This window comes from Sphingomonas sp. CFBP 8760, from assembly GCF_014841615.1.
In the GTDB taxonomy this organism is placed as follows: domain Bacteria; phylum Pseudomonadota; class Alphaproteobacteria; order Sphingomonadales; family Sphingomonadaceae; genus Sphingomonas.
This window is the reverse complement of the sequence record NZ_JACYUG010000010.1, coordinates 1-18231: the sequence shown is the minus strand read 5'-3', so window position 1 is coordinate 18231 and position 18231 is coordinate 1. Positions and strand designations below refer to the sequence as shown.

Here is an 18231-nt window from a genome sequence, read left to right as displayed (position 1 = left end):
CGCTCCCCATCATCGCGCCTCGTTCATCCAGATTTGTTCGTACATGTCCGATTCCCACTCGGTCCCGGTAACGGCCGTGCCGCCGAAGGTACGCTTGGGCAGGCCGTTCGCGACGAAGACGTCGTGGTGATAGCGACTGACCAATGACGGCGTCGGCGTCACGCCGCGTTCGATCAGGTCGGTATGGGCATGCATCAGTTCCCGCCCGATCTTCTCCACCTTCGCATCGGCGACGGCTTCGGGCATGTCCCAGCCGTCCGCCCGCTTGATGAAGTTCTTCAGCCGCCAGTTCGAGAACTGACCCATCGCGGTGTCGTTCCTGACGATGCCGATCGCGGTTTCACCGATCGGATCGCCGCGCTTCATCCGCGATTCCCAATAGGCTTCGCGCTGGTTCGCTTCGTCGAACGCCTTTTCCTGTGGCGAGATCGGGGGCGTCGCCCATCGCGCATCCTCGCCACCGGCAGCGGCCGGCGTGCTGGCCCCACCCGCGCCGACACCACTCGCGCCAGCCCCACCCGCACCACCGGCACCGGCACTCCCGGCTCCGCTGCCCGACAGCGCCATCACCGGATCGCCCGTGGCGACCTTCTTGCCCCCGGCGCCCGGCCCGCCGCCGCCCGGTGCCGCCGCCGCGCCGCCGGACAGCGCCATCGCCGCGGTCGCCGCCGCCTTGGCGGGCGGCGAGACGGCGGCGACCGGGAAGGACGGGCCGCCGCAGTTCAGGTTCACGGTCGGCGCATCGATCCACACCCCCTCGGGCGAGATCACGATCGTGCTGGCGCCGACCTTCAACGTCACCGCTTCCATCGATTCGATCAGGATGGGCTTTTTCGCGAACAGGCGGCTGGTCGTGTCGACCGTCACCTCCTGCAATCCCTTCACGTGCGCGAACTCGTCCTTGGTCACCTCGCGCCGGAAATCGCGGCCGGAGCGCAGATAGACCTCTTCCGCCCCGCCCTTGTCCTCGAACAGGAACTCGTGCGCCAGCCCGCCCTCGCCAAAGGTGCGGAAACCCGCCTGCGTCAGGTTGGCGGGCACCTTGTAGCTGTGCTGGTTGGTGCCGTTGTACAGGCACCCCACCACCACCGGCCGGTCGGCGCGACCCTCGACGAAATCGACCAGCACCTCCATGCCGGGGCGTGGCACGAACTGCGCCCCCATCTGGTTGCCCGCCCATTGCTGGAGCACCCGGACCCAGCAGGTGGAGGCGCCCGCCACGTCCCAGTGGAACTTCACCTTCACCCGGCCATGGCCGTCGGGATCGTTCTGGTCGACCACCACCGCGGTCTGCGGGCCGCGGCTGGAGGCGCGCGGCGTGCTGCGTTCGGGGCGGAAGGTCTGCGCGCTCGGCTGCGCCTCGAACTGCTGCTCGTACGAAGGCTCGCCCTCGTCCTGCCCGTAGGGGTCGAACGCGTCGTGGCTGACCGAGCGGACGACGATCCGCCGTTCGCGCGGCGACAGCCGGGGATCGTCGACCTGGAAGCGCGCGGCGGGGGCGAAGGCGACATAGGAGCCGCTGCCCTGCATCGTCACCGCGCCGCTTTCCGATCCCTCGATGCGCAGCTTCGCGCGGTCGCGGCCGGCGCCGGGATCGGTATAATCCTCGGCGTATCGATAGATCTGGCCGCTGCCGGCCGCCCAGTCCAGTTTGCTGGGCGCGGTCACCGGGCTGAGATCGCCGGGCTTGGCGAAATCGTAATCGTGCGTCACGACCTTCGCGGGCGTGCTGGCATAGCCCATCTGCAGGTCGCGCAGACCACGCAACAGATGGTCGCGCCGGAACGACAGGTCGAACGGATCGCCGTCATAATAGCCGGACGGATCGCCCGCCAGGAACATGCGGTGCTTGTACGGGGCCGCGCCCTCGTCGAAGCGGAAGTGATAGAAGACGCCCTCGTCCTCCATCAGCCGGCTGACCAGCGCGAAATCGCTTTCATCCTGCTGGACGATATAGGGGCGGGTCGACGACGGCCCGTATTTGCCGTCGTCGAAGGCGATGCGATGCTCGCCGAGGATGGTCGCGATCACCTGGCGCGCGCTTTTGTCGGTGAAGATGCGGCGGTTGCGGGTCAGCGTCAGCGCCTCGAACGCCGGGGCGACCTCGATCGCGAACTCGACGTAGCTGCCCTTCTGATGGATGTGCCGGAACGATTTGCAGCGGCCGTTGATACGCCGCGATTCGGCCATGTCCGACGTGCCGAGCGAAAAGGTGATGGGCGCGTTGATCCACGCGGAGGCCGGCGGGATGTCGCCCTGCGACCGCAACGTCAGGTGGAACAGGAACGGCGTGGAGATGCGTTCCTCGCCGGTCAGGCGGAACAGCTTGTACTGATCGATCGACCCCGGCGCTTCCAGGATATGCAGGAAGTTGTTGCTGTCGCGGTCACCCATGATGAACCTTGTTCCCTGCGGGGCATCGCGTGCGGGTGCCGGACGCGATCGTCGCGGCCGCCGATGGCAACGCGGGCGGCATCGCTGCCGCCCGCGCCGTCACCCGGATCAGACCTTGGCGGCCTTGGTAAAGTCGTAGCCGCCGCGCACGGCGCGCTCGTTGTTCGCCTCGTCCTTGAGGAACTGGTTGAATTCCACCGACGAGAAGTTGAGCGTGATGTTCTCGGTCGGCTCGCCGCCCTGGCCGCTGCCGGAGGTCGAGAAGGACGAGCAGATCACGTTCTTCAGCACGTATTCGATGTACTTCGTCTCGCCCGTCTCGGACGCCTGCACCGTCACCGCCAGCGTGGCGGTATCGGTGTTCTTGCCCTGCAATGCCTGGAGCATGAACGGGGTCGTCGTGTCGTCCTGCCGCTTGACGAGGTGCAGGTCGCCCGGCGTCACCTTGCCGGCCGACAGACGGTTGCCCGCCGCGCCGACGGTGGTCTGCACCGCGACCGAAAAGCCCCAGTTATAGGCATCGATCTCGATCCAGCCCTTGTACGGACCGGCAGTCACCGCGCCCTGCAGCGAACCAAGCTTCATATAAATCGGCATAACTAATCTCCTCGGGGGGTGGTGGGTAATTTAGCCGAAGCACCAACGTGCTACATGATTATGAACTGTTCAACCCGTCTTTAAAGGTTAACGCGATACTGCCGGCGGTATCGACGCCCAGTTCGATGCGGTCGCAGACGGTGCCGTCGCCCCGCGCCGCCAGGATTCGGGCGGCCAGATCGGGGGCGATCGTGCCCTGGATCACCGATTCGACATTGCGTGCGCCGCTCTGCGTTTCGGTACACAGCGCGGCGATCGCATCGACCGCCGCCTCGTCCCACGCCAGCGTCGCGCCGAAACTGTCCGCCACCCGCCGCCCGAGTCGACCCAGCGCCAGCCCGACGATCTCGCGCAGCACGTCGGGCGTCAGCGGCAGATAGGGGACGATGGTGGTGCGGCCCAGGAACGCCGGGCGGAAATGCGTCAGCAGGTCGGGGCGCAGCGCCGCCACCAGCCCGGCCGGATCGGGCATCGTGTCGGGATCGGCGGCCAGTTTCTCCAGCGTGTCCGACCCCGCGTTCGACGTCATGATGATCATCGCGTTGCGGAAATCGATCTCGCGGCCCTGCCCGTCCTTCACCCGGCCGGCATCGAACATCTGGTAGAAGATGTCCTGTACGCCGGGATGCGCCTTCTCCATCTCGTCGAGCAGGATCAGCGAGAAGGGCTTGCGCCGCACCGCCTCGGTCAGCACCCCGCCCTCGCCGAACCCGACATAGCCCGGCGGCGCGCCGAGCAGCATCGATACCTTATGCTCTTCCTTGAACTCGCTCATGTTGATGACGGTCATGTTCTGCGCGCCACCGAAGAAGGTATCGGCCAGCGCCACCGCCGTCTCGGTCTTGCCGACGCCCGACAGGCCGACCAGCAGGAACACGCCGGTGGGCTTGCGCGGATCGGCCAGGCCGGCGCGCGACACCCGCACCGCCCGCGCGATCACGGCCAGCGCCTGATCCTGCCCGCGGATGCGTTCCGCCAGCACCGCTTCCAGCTCCATCGCGGTGCGCAGCTCGTCCGCCATCATCCGGCCGACCGGGATGCCGGTCCACTGCGCCACCACCTCGGCGATGGCATGGGCGTCGACCATGTCGAACACCATCGGCCGCTCACCCGCCAGGTCGGCCAGCGCGGCGCGGTGGGTGGCGATCGATGCCCGCAATTCGCCGGCCGCCTCGTCGTCACCGGCGGCATCCAGTGCGGCGCGATCCGCCTGCATCGCCTGCACCAGTTCGCGTTCCCGCGCCCAGCGCGCCTCCAGCGCCGCACGCTCGTCGGCGACGGCGGCGATCTCGGCGTCCAGCGCCGCGATCCGCTCGCCATGATCCGCACCGCCCGTGGTTTCGCGCAGCAGGATGCCGTGCTCCACCGCCAGCGCGGTGCCGCGCCGCGTCGCGCTCTCGATCGCCGCCGGAGTCGCCGCCTGGCTCATCGCCACCCGCGCGCACGCGGTATCGAGCAGGCTGATCGACTTGTCGGGCAGTTGCCGCCCGAAGATGTAACGGTGCGACAGCCCGACCGAGGCGGTCACCGCCTCGTCGAGGATGCGGACGCCGTGGTGCTTCTCCAGCGTCGCGGTCAGCCCGCGCATCATCTCGACCGCCGCCGCCTCGTCCGGCTCCTCGACCTTGACGACCTGGAAGCGGCGACTGAGCGCGGCGTCCTTCTCGAAATATTTCTTGTACTCGGCCCAGGTCGTCGCCGCGATCGAGCGCAGTTCGCCGCGCGCCAGCGCCGGTTTCAGCAGATTGGCGGCATCGCCCTGCCCCTCCGCCCCGCCGGCGCCGACCAGGCTGTGGGCCTCGTCGATGAACATCACCAGCGGCTGCGGCGACGCCTTGGCCTCCTCGATCACCTGTTTCAGCCGGTTCTCGAATTCGCCGCGCACCCCCGCGCCCGCCTGCAACAGGCCGAGGTCGAGCGACAGCAGCCGCACGTTGCGCAGCGCCGGCGGCACGTCGCCCGCGACGATGCGCAGCGCGAAGCCCTCGACCACCGCGGTCTTGCCCACGCCGGCCTCGCCGGTCAGGATCGGGTTGTTCTGGCGACGGCGGGTCAGGATATCGGCGAGCTGCCGGATCTCGGTGTCGCGACCGATCACCGGATCGATCCCGCCGTCACGCGCCCGCTGCGTCAGGTCGATGCAATAGGTGTCCAGCGCCTTGCCGGACTGCGCCATCGGCGGCGCGCCCGCACTGGCGCCCTCGTTCCCGGCGGTTGGCGAGGCGGGGCCGCTCTCGCGCGCCGCACCGGTGATCGCCAGCAGGTTCGCCGCCAGCGCATCCGCCGGCACCCGTTTCAGGTCGCCCACCGCCTCGCGCAGCGCCGGGCCGGTATCGCGGTCGGCCAGCAGGGTCAGCAGGATGTCGCCGCCGCCGACCCGTTCCGCCTGCCGTTCGATCGATGCGTCCAGCCATGCCTCGCGCGCGATCCGCACCAGCCGGGGCGACAGCGCGGGCGGGCGGCCGTTGCCGCTCTTGAACCCGTCGAGCAGCGCGTTCAGCTTCTCGGCGACGCGGCCGGCATCGACATCGAAATGGCGGAAGATCGCCGCGACCTCGCCGTCCTGCGGCTCCGCCAGCTTCAGCAGCCAATGCTCCGGCTCGATATCATAATGCGTGCGCGACAGCGTGATCGCTGCCGCGCCTTCCAGCGCCTGACGGGCCTGCGGCGACAGCCGCGCGACCAAAGCCTTGAGATTCAAGCAAACACCATGATGTCACGGCCGCAGAACCGAAGGATCGCCATGTAAAGTTTCCCCAATGCCCGCTGCCGTAACTACCCAATCGGAAAATCGTTGCGCGGCCGCTATGAAACTATATTGGGGCGATTCGACGGATCGTTTTCAGTCCGCGTCCGGCCCCAGCGACGGGTCCAGATCGCGCGGGCGGGTGAAGCGGGTCAGCGTCGCCATGCCCCGCTCCGCCTCGCTCCACCGGCCGGGCAACGTCATCTGCGTCACGCTGCCGGTCGGGTATTTCGACTCGATCGCATCGCGGAAGGGATTGCCGTCGTCCGGGGTCAGCAGCAGCGCCAGATCCTCCAGACCGGGATTATGCCCGACCAGCAGCACATGCCCCGCCATCTCCGGCAGTTCGTGGACGATGTCGAGCAAGGTCGCCGCCGAGGCGAGGTAGATGCGCCGGTCCCATTCGGCCGCCAGCGATCCGCCATAGCCGTCCTCGATCTGCGCCAGCGTCTCCACCACGCGCACCGCAGGCGAGGCGACGACATGGTCGAACGCGTAATCGGCCTGGCGCAGGTGCCGCCCCATCGTCCGGGCCGCCTTGTGCCCCTTGGGGTTCAGCGGGCGATCGAAATCGCGGGCGACGGGGTCGTCCCAACCCGACTTGGCATGGCGGAGCAGGGTCAGCGTCTTCATGGGCTCTCCGTCAGCCGGGCAGGATTTCTCCATGCCCGATGCGCGGGGCCATGGAAAGCCGTGCCGCCACCCGCTCGACCGCCTCGTCCAGCGTCACCCGCGCGATCGGCACGCCCGGCGGGAACGCGGTCAGCAGGCGCGACGGCATCGCCGCCGACAGCAGCACGAACGCGCCGCGATCGTCGGCCCGCCGGATCAGCCGCCCGAACGCCTGCGCCAGCCGCGCCCGCACGATCCGGTCGTCATAGACGGAGCCGCCCCCGGCCAGCTTGCGCGCGGCGTGCAGCACGGTCGGCTTGGGCCATGGCACCCCTTCCATCACCACCAGCCGCAGCGAGCGGCCGGGCACGTCCACCCCGTCGCGCAACGCATCGGTGCCGAGCAGGCTGGCGGCGGGATCGTCGCGGAAGATGTCGACCAGCGTGCCGGTGTCGATCGGGTCGACATGCTGCGCGTGCAGCGGCAACCCCTCGCGCGCCAGCCGGTCGGCGATGCGGCCATGTACGCCGCGCAGCCGCCGGATCGCGGTGAACAGGCCCAGCGTACCGCCCCCGCTCGCCACGATCAGCCGGGTATAGGCATTGGCGAGGCTGCCGATATCGCCGCGCTTCACGTCGGTCACGATCAGCACCTCGGACTGGGCGGGATAATCGAACGGGCTCGCCGCCTCGAACCGCATCGCCGCGCGGGCCAGATGCGGCGCGCCGCTGCGCGCCTCCGCCACCGCCCAGCGCTCCTCCTGGTCGGTGCCGCCGCCGGTCAGCGTCGCGGAGGTGACGAGCGCGCCGTGCGCGGGTTTCAGCACGATCGCCGCGAACGGCCGGGTGGGATCGAGCCAGTGGCGATGCAGCCCGATATCGTAATCGCGCCCCTCCACCCGGTCGACCGCCAGCCAGTCGACGAAATCGGGATCGATCGGCCCGCCGACCCGCGCCAGCAGCGCCAGCCACGCCGCCACCGTCTCCGCGCGCCAGCCGGTGGAGGCGATCGCCCCCTCCACCCGCGCCCGCGCCGCCGCGTCCAGCCAGTCGGGCGCCTCCGCCAGCACCGCCTCCAGCCGTCGTCCCAGCGTGACCAGCGGACGCAGCAGCGCGTCGAGCGCGTGGGCGGCGGGGGCGGCCGCCTCGATCAGTTCGGGGGTCGGCTCGGCCAGTTCGGTCTCCAGCCCGTACCCCGCATCCCCCGGCTGTTCGGCGCGCGCATAGGTCAGGCCGCGCACCGCGGCGAGCAGCGTTTCGATCGGGCCGAACGGCTGCCCCTCCGCCAGCCGGCCGATCCAGCCGTCGGACGCCAGCGCCTGCGCCGCCTGCACCGCGTCGGCGATCGCGCGCGCCCCGCCCTCGTCGTAACTGGCGACGTCGGACAGGCGCGCCTGCAACCCCCGCCGCCGCCCGCGCCCGCCCGCCTCCGGCCCCAATATCCAGCGGCGCAGCTCGATCGTCTCGCTGCCGGTCAGCGCGGTGGCGAACATCGAATCGGCGGCGTCGAACAGGTGATGCCCCTCGTCGAAGACATACCGGGTCGGCCGCGTCGCCAGCTCGCGGCCCCGCGCGGCGTTCACCATCACCAGCGCATGGTTGGCGATGACGATGTCGGCGTCCGCGCTGGCGCGCGCGGCATGTTCGATGAAGCATTTGCGGTAATGCGGGCAGCCGGCATACACGCACTCGCCGCGCCGGTCGGTCAGCGCGGCGGGGCCGTTGCGCCGGAACAGCGTCGGCAGCCAGCCGGGCAGGTCGCCGCCCACCATGTCGCCGTCCTTGCTGTACGCCGCCCAGCGCGCGACCAGTTGCGCCAGCACCGCCGCGCGGCCCGCGAAGCCGCCCTGCAACGCATCCTCCAGATTGAGCAGGCACAGGTAATTCTCGCGGCCCTTGCGCGTCACCACCCGTTCGGCGCGCAGCACCGGATCGGGATAGACGCGCGCCGTCTCCGCCGACAGCTGGCGTTGCAGCGCCTTGGTATAGGTGGATATCCACACCGCCCCGCCCGCTGCCTGCGACCACAGGCTGGCCGGCGCCAGATAGCCCAGCGTCTTGCCGATCCCGGTCCCCGCCTCCGCCAGCACCAGATTGGGCGCATCGCGCATCGCGCGCGGGGCGAAGGCGGCGGTGACGGCGGCGGCATAGGCACGCTGCCCCGGTCGCTCCTCCGCCGTGCCGCCGGTCAGTTCGGCCAGCCGCGCCTCGGCGGCACCGGGCGCGATCTCCACCGTGCGCGGCGCGGGGCGCGGCGGCGCCTCCTCCCATTCGGGCAGTTTCGAGAACAGCCAGCGTTCGTCGACCGTCGGCTTCGCCACGCGCGGGCCGATCACCGGCCCCCATGGCCAGCGCAGCCGGGTCAGCGACTGCGCCACCGCCCATGCCCCCTCCCGCTCCGGCCAGTGCCCCGCCGGCACCGCGAGCAGCGCGGCGGTGGCCTCCAGCAGGAACGCGGCGACATCCTCATCCCGTTCGGGCGGCGACAGGTCGACCGCGCGGGCGAGGCCGGCGGGGGTCGGCACCGCGAAGCGCGCCGGATGCAGGAACGCGAACAGTTCGAGCAGGTCCAGCCCCGACAGTTCGGCATAGCCCAGCCGCTGCCCGATCAGCGGCGCGTTCAGCAGGATGACGGGCGTATCCGCCGCGATCCGGATCGCCTCCCCCCGGCCGACGCCGCGCGATCCGTCCGCCGTCGCGATCCAGATGCCGCCATGGCTGGCGTGGAGGGCGGGATAGGGCAGCATTCCGCCATGTAGAGCGGAACGAAAGCGATACGCCACCGAATTACGACACGCTTCCGAATTACGACGCCGGCACAAACGAAAAAGGCGCCCGGGTTTCCCCGGGCGCCTTTCCGATCCGGGCCGCGCTTGGGAGCGGCCGGAATCTTACCGGTAACCGTCGTGGATCAGAGACCGTTCGACAGGTTGGTGTCCGGATCGTTGGTGCGCATGTCCTCTGCCTGATTCTGGCCGGTCGCGCGCACGGCATCCGCCTGGTTCTCGAGCGCGTCCTCGCCAGCGTCGGTGGTGGCGTTGTCCGCCGCCTCTTCGAGGTTGTCGGCGACCGCCTCGGTGTTCGACTCGATATTGTCCGCCGCCTGTTCGGTGGGGCTCGTGTTGCAGGCGGACAGCGAAATCAGGCCGGCTGCGATACCGAGAGCGAACGTCTTCTTCATCATAATGTATCCCTGTTCCGAATGGCCGGAAAACCAAGAGGTACCAAATCCCGGCGGCGACATTGGTTCCCACCCGTTGAAATAATTTTCGGCGGATTTGCGCTTCGGTCCCCAAGGCGGCAGAGGCAGGGGCATCATGACCGATCCAGACCTGCGCACCGCCGCCCACGATTCCAAGGCATGGCCTTACGAGGAGGCGCGCAAGCTTCTCAAGCGCTATCCGAACGGCAAGCCCGCCACCGACGGCACGCCCGCGCCGATCCTGTTCGAGACGGGCTACGGCCCCTCCGGCCTGCCGCATATCGGCACCTTCAACGAAGTGCTGCGCACCACCATGGTCCGCAACGCCTTCCACGCGCTCAGCGACCAGCCGACCCGGCTGATCGCGTTCAGCGACGACATGGACGGCCTGCGCAAGGTGCCCGACAACGTGCCCAACGGCGACATGCTTCGGACACATCTCGGCAAGCCGCTGACGCGGATCCCCGATCCGTTCGGCACCCATGACAGTTTCGCCGCGCACAACAACGCCCGGCTGCGCAGCTTCCTCGACCAGTTCGGCTTCGACTACGACTTCGCCTCGTCGACCGAATACTACACCGGCGGCCGGTTCGACGATGCGCTGCGGCTGGTGCTGCGCCATTACCAGGGCATCATGGACGTGATGCTGCCGACGCTGCGCGCGGAACGGCGCGAGACCTATTCGCCCGTCCTGCCGATCAGCCCGAAGACCGGCATCGTGTTGCAGGTACCCGTCGAGGTGCTGGATGCGGACGCCGGCACGATCGCCTTCACCGACGACGATGGCGAACGCATCGTCCAGTCCGCGCTGGGCGGCCTGTCCAAGCTGCAATGGAAGGTCGACTGGGCGATGCGCTGGGTCGCGCTGGGCGTCGATTACGAGATGGCGGGCAAGGACCTGATCGATTCGGTGACGCAGTCGTCGAAGATCGCCCGCGTGCTCGGCGGCCGCCCGCCCGAGGGGTTCAACTACGAGATGTTCCTCGACGAACACGGCCAGAAGATCTCGAAGTCGAAGGGCAACGGCCTGTCGATCGACCAGTGGCTGACCTATGGCCCGGACGAAAGCCTCGCCTTCTACGCGTATCGCGAACCCAAGAAGGCCAAGCAGCTCCACATGGGCGTGATCCCGCGCGCGGTGGACGAATATTGGCAGTTCCGGGGCAATTATGCGGGGCAGGACTTGAAGCAGCGGCTGGGCAACCCCGTCCACCACATCCATGACGGCAAGGTGCCGGACGAGACGTTGCCGGTGACCTTCGGCCTGCTGCTCAATCTCGCCAGCCTGCCCGGCGTCGGCGATCGCGATACGATGTGGGCGTTCCTGCATCGCTACGATCCCGCCCTGTCGACGGAAACCCACCCCGCGCTCGACAAGCTGATCGGCTATGCCGTCGCCTATGGCCGCGATTTCGTCGCACCGACGCTCAACCGCCGCGCGCCGACCGCATCGGAGGCGCAGGCGCTGCGCGACCTGGACGCGGCGCTGGCCAGCGAGGACGGCACCGCGCGCGAGGGCGAGGACCCCGCCGTCACGCTGCAGAACCACGTCTACGAGATCGGCAAGGCGCATTACGGCAAGGAGGCGCTGCGCGACTGGTTCAGGGTGTTGTACGAAACGCTGCTGGGATCGGAACAGGGGCCGCGCATGGGCAGCTTCTTCGCGCTTTACGGCATCGACAATTCGCGCCGACTGATCGCCGAAGCACTGGCGAAGGCGGATTGATCCCGCTGCCGCGCCCCGCCCCGTCCCTGCGCAGGCTCCTCAAAGGCGAGGCGGCGGGCGGGATCGTGCTGATCGTGGCGGCGGTGCTGGCGATGATCGCCGCCAACCTGTCCGCGACGATGGCGGGCTATGCCGCGCTACTCCACGCCCCGGCCGGGCCGCTGACGATCCACCAGTGGATCGACGACGGCGCGATGGCGCTGTTCTTCCTGCTGGTCGGGCTGGAGATCAAGCGCGAACTGCTGGTCGGGCGCCTCGCCACCCCGGCGGCCCGGACGCTGCCGTTCATCGCGGCGGCGGCGGGGATGGCGGTGCCGGCTTTGGTCTATCTGGCGATCGCGGGCGGCACGCCGGGGCTGGCGCGCGGCTGGGCGATCCCGGCGGCGACCGACATCGCCTTTGCGGTCGGGGTGATGGCGCTGCTCGGCCCGCGCGTGCCGGCGTCGCTCAAGGTCTTCCTGACGGCGGTCGCGGTGGTCGACGACATGGGCGCGGTCGCGATCATCGCGCTGGCCTATAGCCATGGGCTCGATGCGTTCGCCCTCGCGGCGGCGGCGGGGTTACTGGCGCTGATGGTGGCGCTCAACCGGCGCGGCGTCACCACGCTGACGCCCTATCTGCTGCTCGCCGCGTTGCTGTGGGTCTGCGTGCTGCGATCGGGCATCCATGCCACCGTCGCCGGCGTGCTGGCGGCGTTCGCGATCCCGCTGTCCGACCGGGACGGCGGCCGGTCGCCGCTCGTCAGGCTGGAACATGCGCTGGAGCCGTGGATCGCGTTCGTGGTGGTGCCGCTGTTCGCCTTCGCCAATGCCGGCGTCACGCTGGGCGGGATCGGGCTGGCGACCTTTGCCGAACCGCTGGTGCTGGGCATCGCGGCCGGGTTGTTCGTCGGCAAGCAGGTGGGGATCATGGGCAGCATCTGGCTGGCCGACCGGTTCGACCTCGCGCCCCGACCGGACGGCGCATCGTGGCGGCAGGTTCACGGCATCGCCCTGCTCGGCGGCATCGGCTTCACGATGAGCCTGTTCATCGGCCAGCTCGCCTTTCCCGGCGACCCGCTGCTCGGCGACCGGGTGAAGCTGGGGGTGCTGGCGGGATCGCTGCTGGCGGCGGGCTGCGGCTATCTCCTGCTGCGCCGTGCCGCCAGTGATGGGGCCAGTAACGGGACCAGTAACGGGACCGGCGAAGGGGAGCACCGGCGGACCTGATCCGCCGGTGCTCCCGCGTCGTCAGAACTCGTTCCAGTCGTCCTCGGAGCGGACCATCGCCGGGATGGCGGCGGCGGGCAGCGGCCGGACGGGCGAGGCATAGGCGATCTTCTGCGCCATCGATGGCCGTGCCGGGGTGGCCGGGCGATGCGGGGCGGCGGACTCGCCGATCTTGAAGCGATTGGCCTGTTCCGACAGATGGGTGACCTCGCCCGCCAGATTGCGCGCGGCGGCCGAGGTTTGCTCGACCATCGCGGCGTTCTGCTGGGTCGACTGGTCCATGGTCCCGATCGCCGAGGATATCTCCGTGATCGCGGCCGACTGCGCCTGATTGTCCGCCGCCATCGTCGCCAGCAGTTCGTGCACCTGCGCCACGTCGCCCGAGATGTTGGCGAGCGCGCCGTCGACCTTGGTGACGGCCTCGACCGCGGTGACGATATCGGTCTGCGTCACCGTCAGCTGGTCACGCGCGCGCTTGGCTTCCTCTTCGGCGCGCATCGCCAGTGCCGACACCAGATCGGCCACCACCGCGAAGCCACGACCGGCATCCGCCGCCCGGCCCGCTTCGACCGCGGCGTTCATCGCCAGCACCCGCGTCTGGAACGCGATCTTGTCGAGACCCTCGATCACCGAGTCGATGCCCTTGGCGCTGTCCGACACCCGGCCCATCGCCTGCACCGCCTCGTCCGCCACCGCGCGGCCGCCACCGACCGTGGCGATCGCCTGATCGGCGCGTTCCACCGTCCGTGTCGCCGCCACCGCCGAAGCGCGCAGGCGGCCGTCCATCTGCGTCACCGATGCAGCGGTCTCCTCCAGCGAGGCGGCGTTGCTTTCGGTCCGCCGCGCCAGGTCTTCGGACGCCTGCGCGATCTCGCCGGAGCCGGTACGGATCGCGGTCGCGCTTTCCGACACCGCGCCGATCAGGTCGCGGATCGCGACGACCGCGTCGTTGAAGTTGGCTTTCAGGACCGCATAGTCGGTCGGCAGATCGACCTCGATCCGCGTCGTCAGATCGCCACTGTGCAACTGGCCGAGATGCTCGCCCAGCAGCGTCACGATCGCCGCCTGCGCCTTCGCATGGGCCTGATTGGCGACCGCGGTGTCGCGGAAAGTGAACATCGCCTTGGTCATCCGGCCGACGCAGTCGCGATATTCGGTGAACTCGATCGGCGATGCCAGATCGCCCGCGGCGAGCCCCTCCATGCGCACGACGGTGCCGACATAGGGGTCGCACACGCCCCGACGCATCGCCATGCCGGCGACCGCGACGATCGCCGTCAGCACCAGCGCCGCCGCGAATCCGGCCCAGGGATATCCTGCCAGCGCCGATCCCAGTCCGATCAGTGCCGTCGCCGCAACCGATGCCACCATCGTCATCACGACGATCGCCATCTTCTGCCTGATCGGTGCAACCCGGGTAAACCAGTCCATCACATGATCCTTACCATCACGACACGGATGGATCATGCGCGTACCGGCCCTTACCGGTCCCGTCGAACACCCCATCCTGTCAGCCATTGATGAGAGTGATTGTAGGTAAGAAAGAACCGCTATGGTCGCATCGAAGCGAAATCAGCGATTTTGCCCGTCATACCCCGCACGGGAACCGACTCATACGGATGGGGAAGAGAATGGTGCGGCCAAGAAGACTCGAACTTCCACGGGCTTTCGCCCACAACGACCTCAACGTTGCGCGTCTACCAATTCCGCCATGGCCGCCCATGTCATGCACGCCGGATGAAACCCGGCGGCCGGTAGGCGAGCGCCCCTAGCAGAGGGTATCCGGCCCGGCAATGCCCGATCGGCGAAACCGTGCCATATTATCCGCGTTCGCCCCTGCTCAGTTCTCGCCCGCGAAGCTCAGTTCCAGCCGTCGCGACGTGGCCGGTACGTCCAGTTTGGCGGAATTGAAGTCGATCGCCCCGCCCGGCGCCAGCGTCCGCCGTTCCGGCGTGATCGTCCAGCTATAGACCAGCTTGCCCTCCGCATCGCGCAGTTCCGCGCGGATATCGGGGATGCGTTGCAGCGTGGTGGAGGGGTTGAGCACCTGCCCGCTCACCGCGAACAGTTCCGATCCGTTCTCCAGCTCGCGCCGCTCGATCGGATTGTCGCGCAGCCGCAGCGGCGATTCCCCCGGCCCGAATGACAGGCCGAATTGCGAGGCGAGGCCCGGCGCCCCCGTCCACAGGATCGCCGCCACCGCCGCCACCATCGCCAGCCCGGCCAGCACCGCCAGGATCGCCCAGCGTCGCGCCGGGCGCCGTCGCCGCCGCTGCGGCACCGCCACCGGCAGCGGATAGGAACCCGATGCGCTGCCCGCCGCGACCCGCCCGCCGCGCGACGCCGCCCCGGTATCGTCCCAGTCCCCGTTTCCGATGGCATTCCCGATGGCGTTCCCGGTTGCCGGCCCCATCGTCGGCACCACGGTGGCGGGGGCGGCCGGGCCGGGCTCCGGCTCGGGCGGGGCGGCATCGGACGGCGGCAGCACATGGTCCGCGCCCAGTTCCAGTTCGGTGTCGGGCAGCGCCTGGAACCAGCTGTGCCGGCAGCTGGCGCAGCGCACGGTCCGCCCTTCCAGGCCGATCGCGGCATCCGGCACCAGATAACGGGTGCTGCATTCGGGACATTCGAGGATCATCGGGCGGGGTGCATGGCTCACGGAAGGGGCCATGATGGCCGTTCGCGCCATGATGTGCCACGCGGCCTCGGCGCGTGGCAAGCATCAAGCGCGCCGCCATGCTTGAAGCGCGGCCCCGCCCGTGCGAAGGCTGGTGCCATCCATGACGACGATCGTGCAGTTCGAGAATGTCGGCCTGCGCCATGCGACGGGTACGGAACCGGCGCCCGGCGCCCAGCCGGGGCCGATGTCGGTGCCAGTGCCGGGGCCGGTGCCGGCCATGGTCGCCCCGGACGATCCCGACAGCGACACCGCGCCCGAGGTGCTGGCCGACATCACCGTCTCGCTCCACGCCGGCGTCTTCTATCTGCTCACCGGCCCCGGCGGCGCGGGCAAGACCTCGTTTCTCGACCTGCTCGGCCTGGTTCGCCGGCCGACCCGCGGCACGCTGCACCTGTTCGGCGAGGAGGTGACGGCGCTGCCGCGCGCGCGGTTGCCGGCGTTGCGCCGCCGCATCGGCATGGTCCACCGCGACGGCCGGCTGCTGCCCCACCTGTCGGTGGCCCAGAACGTCGCGCTGCCGCTGCGGGTCGCCGGCCTCCCCCCGGACGAGATCGACCGCGCGGTGGCGGGGATGCTCGCGCGGATCGACATGGCCGACCGGGCCCATGCCTTGCCCGCCACCCTGTCGGCGGGGGCGCGGCAGCAGGTGGCGATCGCCCGCGCCTTCGTCGCCCGCCCCGCGCTGGTCGTCGCGGACGAGCCGGCCGGCATGGTCGATCCCGCCGCCGCGGACCGGTTGCTGGTCCTGCTCGGCACCTTGGGCGATGATGCCACCACGGTCGTGATGGCGACGCATGACAGCCGGCTGTTCACCCGCCTGCCGCGCGCACGGATGCTGCGGCTGGACCGGGGGCGGCTGCACGATCCCGCCGCCCGGCCGCCTGCCGCCATCCCCGATCCCGCCGCGCCGGTGCCGGCATGACGCCGGGACCCGCGTGGTTTCCCACCGAGGCGCGCGGCGACCGCGCCCTCGCGGCGTTGCTGGCGATGCTCGTCTTCGTGGCGATCGTCGCCACCGCGTTCGGGCTGGGCGTCGCCGGCAGCGCCCGCACGCTCGACCGTCAGCAGGGCGCCCGGCTGACGGTGCAGGTGCCCGCCGCCGTCGCCGGTCGCGCGCTCGGCCTGCTGCATGCCACGCCGGGCGTCGTGCGTGCCACCCCGGTCGATCCCGCCACGCTGCGGCGGCTGTTGCGGCCCTGGCTGGGGGAGGACGGCGCCGGGCTGCCGATCGCCGCCCTGATCCCCGCCATGATCGATGTCGATCTGGACGATGCCGCCGCCCTGCCCGCGATCGAGCGCCGGCTGCGCGGCGCGGTCGCGGTGATCCGGATCGACCGCGCCGATCGCTGGCTGGCCCCCGTCGCCGGGCTGCTGCGCCGGTTGCAGTGGGTCGCCGCCGCGCTTGTGCTGCTCCCGGCGGCGGCGATCCCCGTGATCGCCGGCCGGGCCATGCGGCACGCCCTGCTGCGCCGGCATGATGCGATCGCGGTGATCCACGCGCTCGGCGCCACCGATCGCCAGCTGGCGGCCCCGTTCCGGTGGCGGATCGTGGGCACGGTGCTGGCGGGGGCGGCGATCGGCGGCATCGGTGCGCTCGCGATCCTGGTGCCGGTCGACGCCGCGGTCGCCACGCTGGGGTCGGACCTAATCGCCGGTGCCGCGCTGGCCCCGCGCGACTGGGCGGTGCTGGCCGTGCTGCCGGTCGCGCTGGCGGCGCTGGCGATCGCGGCGGCCTGGCGTGCGGTGGCCGCCATGCTGGGGCGGCTGGCGTGATGCTGCGCTTGCTGTCCCTGCTGGTGCTCGGCTGGTGCTTCGGGTTCGTCGCCTTCACCGTGTCGCTGCCCGGCCCGCTGGAGAACAACACCAGCGATGCGATCGTCGTCCCCACCGGCGGGCCGGGCCGCATCGATCGCGGCCTTGCGATGTTGCAGGCGCACCAGGCGCGGCGGATGCTCGTCACCGGGGTCGGGCCGGGGGTGCGGCCCCGCGATCTCGCCCATACCTATCAGGTGCCGCGCGCCCTGTTCGCCTGCTGCATCGATCTGGGCGCGGAGGCGGTCGACACCCGGTCCAATGCGGAGGAGACCGCCGCCTGGGTCCGCAGGCACGACTACCGCATCGTGCGGCTGGTCACCTCGGACTGGCATCTGCCCCGCGCGCGGATGGAGCTGGCCGCCGTGCTGGGCAGCCATGTCATCGTGCTGGGCGACGGGGTGCCGGGCACGCCGCGGCTCGGCACGCTGGTCAACGAATACAATAAATTCTTGCTGCGCCGGGTCGCCTTGTGGCTGGGGATCGGATCATGATCGTCCTCATTCGCAATATCCTGTTCGCCGTCGTCTTCTACACCCTGTCGGTGCCGATCGTGCTCAGCACGCCGCTGTCGGCGGCGTTCGGGCGGCGTGCGATGATCCGCCACGCCAGCTTCTGGACCCGGTTCCACGGCTGGACGGTGCGCTGGCTGCTGGGCATCCGCATCCGGGTGGAGGGGGAACGCCCCGCCGGACCGGTCTTCTACGCCGCCAAGCACCAGTCGATGTGGGAGACGCTGGACCTGCAAAGCCGGCTGGACGGCCCGGCGATCGTGCTGAAGGAGGAACTGGCCCGCCTGCCCTTCTGGGGATGGTCGGCGCGGCGCTACGGCGCGATCGTGGTGAACCGCGAGGCATCGGCGCAGGCGATGCGATCGATGATGCGCGACGCCACCGCCGCCCGCGCCGAAGGCCGCTCGATCCTGATCTTTCCCGAAGGCACCCGGGTCGATCCCGGCGAAAGCCCGCCGCTCAAGCCCGGCTTCGCCGGTCTCTACCGGATGCTGAAGCTGCCGACCGTGCCGATCGCCACCGATATCGGCCTGCTCTGGCCCCGGCGCGGGCTGAAGCGGCCGGGGGTGGCGACGTTGCGTTTCGGCGCCCCCGTCCCCCCCGGCCTGCCCCGCGAGGAAGCCGAGGCGCGCGTCCACGCCGCGATGAACGCGCTGGAACGCGAGCCGGCCCGGCCCTAAAGCGGGATGACATTAGAGCGGATTCCATTCAGTCCGGATCATAGCCGCAGGAGCTGAAGTAGT

At 70.0% G+C, this 18231-nt stretch carries 14 protein-coding genes and 1 tRNA gene; 6 read left to right on the top strand and 9 right to left on the bottom strand.

The annotated features are described in order from the left end of the window. Nucleotides 1–9: 9 nt before the first annotated feature. The 6 genes from IFT82_RS21205 to IFT82_RS13090 form a co-directional block, all read right to left on the bottom strand. Entirely contained in the window at nucleotides 10–2394 is a 2385-nt protein-coding gene (locus IFT82_RS21205) for a type VI secretion system Vgr family protein (RefSeq protein WP_192127453.1), read from the bottom strand. Nucleotides 2395–2502: 108 nt separating this feature from the next. Further along, nucleotides 2503–2991: an Hcp family type VI secretion system effector gene (locus tag IFT82_RS13110; RefSeq protein ID WP_192127451.1), complete on the bottom strand. Its 489-nt coding sequence runs from the start codon at nucleotides 2989–2991 to the stop codon at nucleotides 2503–2505. A 58-nt stretch (nucleotides 2992–3049) separates the two neighbouring features. After that, nucleotides 3050–5692, bottom strand: coding sequence for a type VI secretion system ATPase TssH (tssH, locus tag IFT82_RS13105; protein WP_192127449.1), 2643 nt, complete (start codon nucleotides 5690–5692; stop codon nucleotides 3050–3052). A gap of 141 nt (nucleotides 5693–5833) precedes the next feature. Continuing rightward, the gene (locus tag IFT82_RS13100) at nucleotides 5834–6370 is read right to left on the bottom strand and encodes a SixA phosphatase family protein (protein ID WP_192127447.1); all 537 of its coding nucleotides are present in this window, start codon (nucleotides 6368–6370) and stop codon (nucleotides 5834–5836) included. Nucleotides 6371–6380: 10 nt separating this feature from the next. Then, a complete protein-coding gene (locus tag IFT82_RS13095) occupies nucleotides 6381–9095 on the bottom strand; it encodes an ATP-dependent DNA helicase (RefSeq protein ID WP_192127444.1) in 2715 nt (904 codons plus the stop codon). Between the two features lie 164 nt (nucleotides 9096–9259). Further along, nucleotides 9260–9532, bottom strand: coding sequence for a hypothetical protein (locus tag IFT82_RS13090; protein WP_342355111.1), 273 nt, complete (start codon nucleotides 9530–9532; stop codon nucleotides 9260–9262). Nucleotides 9533–9665: 133 nt separating this feature from the next. Here IFT82_RS13090 and IFT82_RS13085 point away from each other — a divergent pair, with 133 nt between their 5' ends. Together IFT82_RS13085 and nhaA are read left to right on the top strand one after the other, a co-directional pair. Then, entirely contained in the window at nucleotides 9666–11276 is a 1611-nt protein-coding gene (locus IFT82_RS13085) for a lysine--tRNA ligase (protein WP_192127440.1), read from the top strand. Further along, nucleotides 11273–12484, top strand: a complete 1212-nt coding sequence (nhaA, locus tag IFT82_RS13080) for a Na+/H+ antiporter NhaA (RefSeq protein WP_244646744.1) — start codon at nucleotides 11273–11275, stop codon at nucleotides 12482–12484. Before IFT82_RS13085 ends, nhaA begins: the two co-directional genes overlap by 4 nt. A 21-nt stretch (nucleotides 12485–12505) precedes the next feature. Here the strand turns inward: nhaA and IFT82_RS13075 are convergent, their stop codons facing one another. The 3 genes from IFT82_RS13075 to IFT82_RS13065 all read right to left on the bottom strand — a co-directional run bounded on the left by IFT82_RS13075 (nucleotide 12506) and on the right by IFT82_RS13065 (nucleotide 15155). Further along, on the bottom strand, nucleotides 12506–13915 hold the full coding sequence (locus IFT82_RS13075) for a methyl-accepting chemotaxis protein (protein WP_192127439.1): 1410 nt from the start codon (nucleotides 13913–13915) through the stop codon (nucleotides 12506–12508). 201 nt (nucleotides 13916–14116) lie between these two features. Next, nucleotides 14117–14203, bottom strand: a tRNA-Leu gene (locus tag IFT82_RS13070). A gap of 121 nt (nucleotides 14204–14324) precedes the next feature. Further along, nucleotides 14325–15155, bottom strand: a complete 831-nt coding sequence (locus IFT82_RS13065) for an MJ0042-type zinc finger domain-containing protein (protein ID WP_244646743.1) — start codon at nucleotides 15153–15155, stop codon at nucleotides 14325–14327. A 109-nt stretch (nucleotides 15156–15264) separates the two neighbouring features. Between IFT82_RS13065 and IFT82_RS13060 the strand changes: the two genes are divergently transcribed. The 4 genes from IFT82_RS13060 to IFT82_RS13045 are packed head-to-tail and all read left to right on the top strand — an operon-like array spanning nucleotide 15265 to nucleotide 18168. After that, nucleotides 15265–16086 carry a cell division ATP-binding protein FtsE gene (locus IFT82_RS13060; protein ID WP_342355110.1) on the top strand — a complete coding sequence of 274 codons (822 nt, stop codon included), beginning with the start codon at nucleotides 15265–15267 and terminating at the stop codon, nucleotides 16084–16086. Continuing rightward, nucleotides 16083–16937: a permease gene (locus IFT82_RS13055; protein ID WP_192127437.1), complete on the top strand. Its 855-nt coding sequence runs from the start codon at nucleotides 16083–16085 to the stop codon at nucleotides 16935–16937. Before IFT82_RS13060 ends, IFT82_RS13055 begins: the two co-directional genes overlap by 4 nt. Continuing rightward, nucleotides 16934–17470, top strand: a complete 537-nt coding sequence (locus IFT82_RS13050; RefSeq protein ID WP_192127435.1) for an ElyC/SanA/YdcF family protein — start codon at nucleotides 16934–16936, stop codon at nucleotides 17468–17470. The genes IFT82_RS13055 and IFT82_RS13050 overlap by 4 nt, the downstream gene beginning before the upstream one ends. Further along, on the top strand, nucleotides 17467–18168 hold the full coding sequence (locus tag IFT82_RS13045; protein WP_199860493.1) for a lysophospholipid acyltransferase family protein: 702 nt from the start codon (nucleotides 17467–17469) through the stop codon (nucleotides 18166–18168). Before IFT82_RS13050 ends, IFT82_RS13045 begins: the two co-directional genes overlap by 4 nt. The last annotated feature ends 63 nt before the right edge of the window (nucleotides 18169–18231 follow it).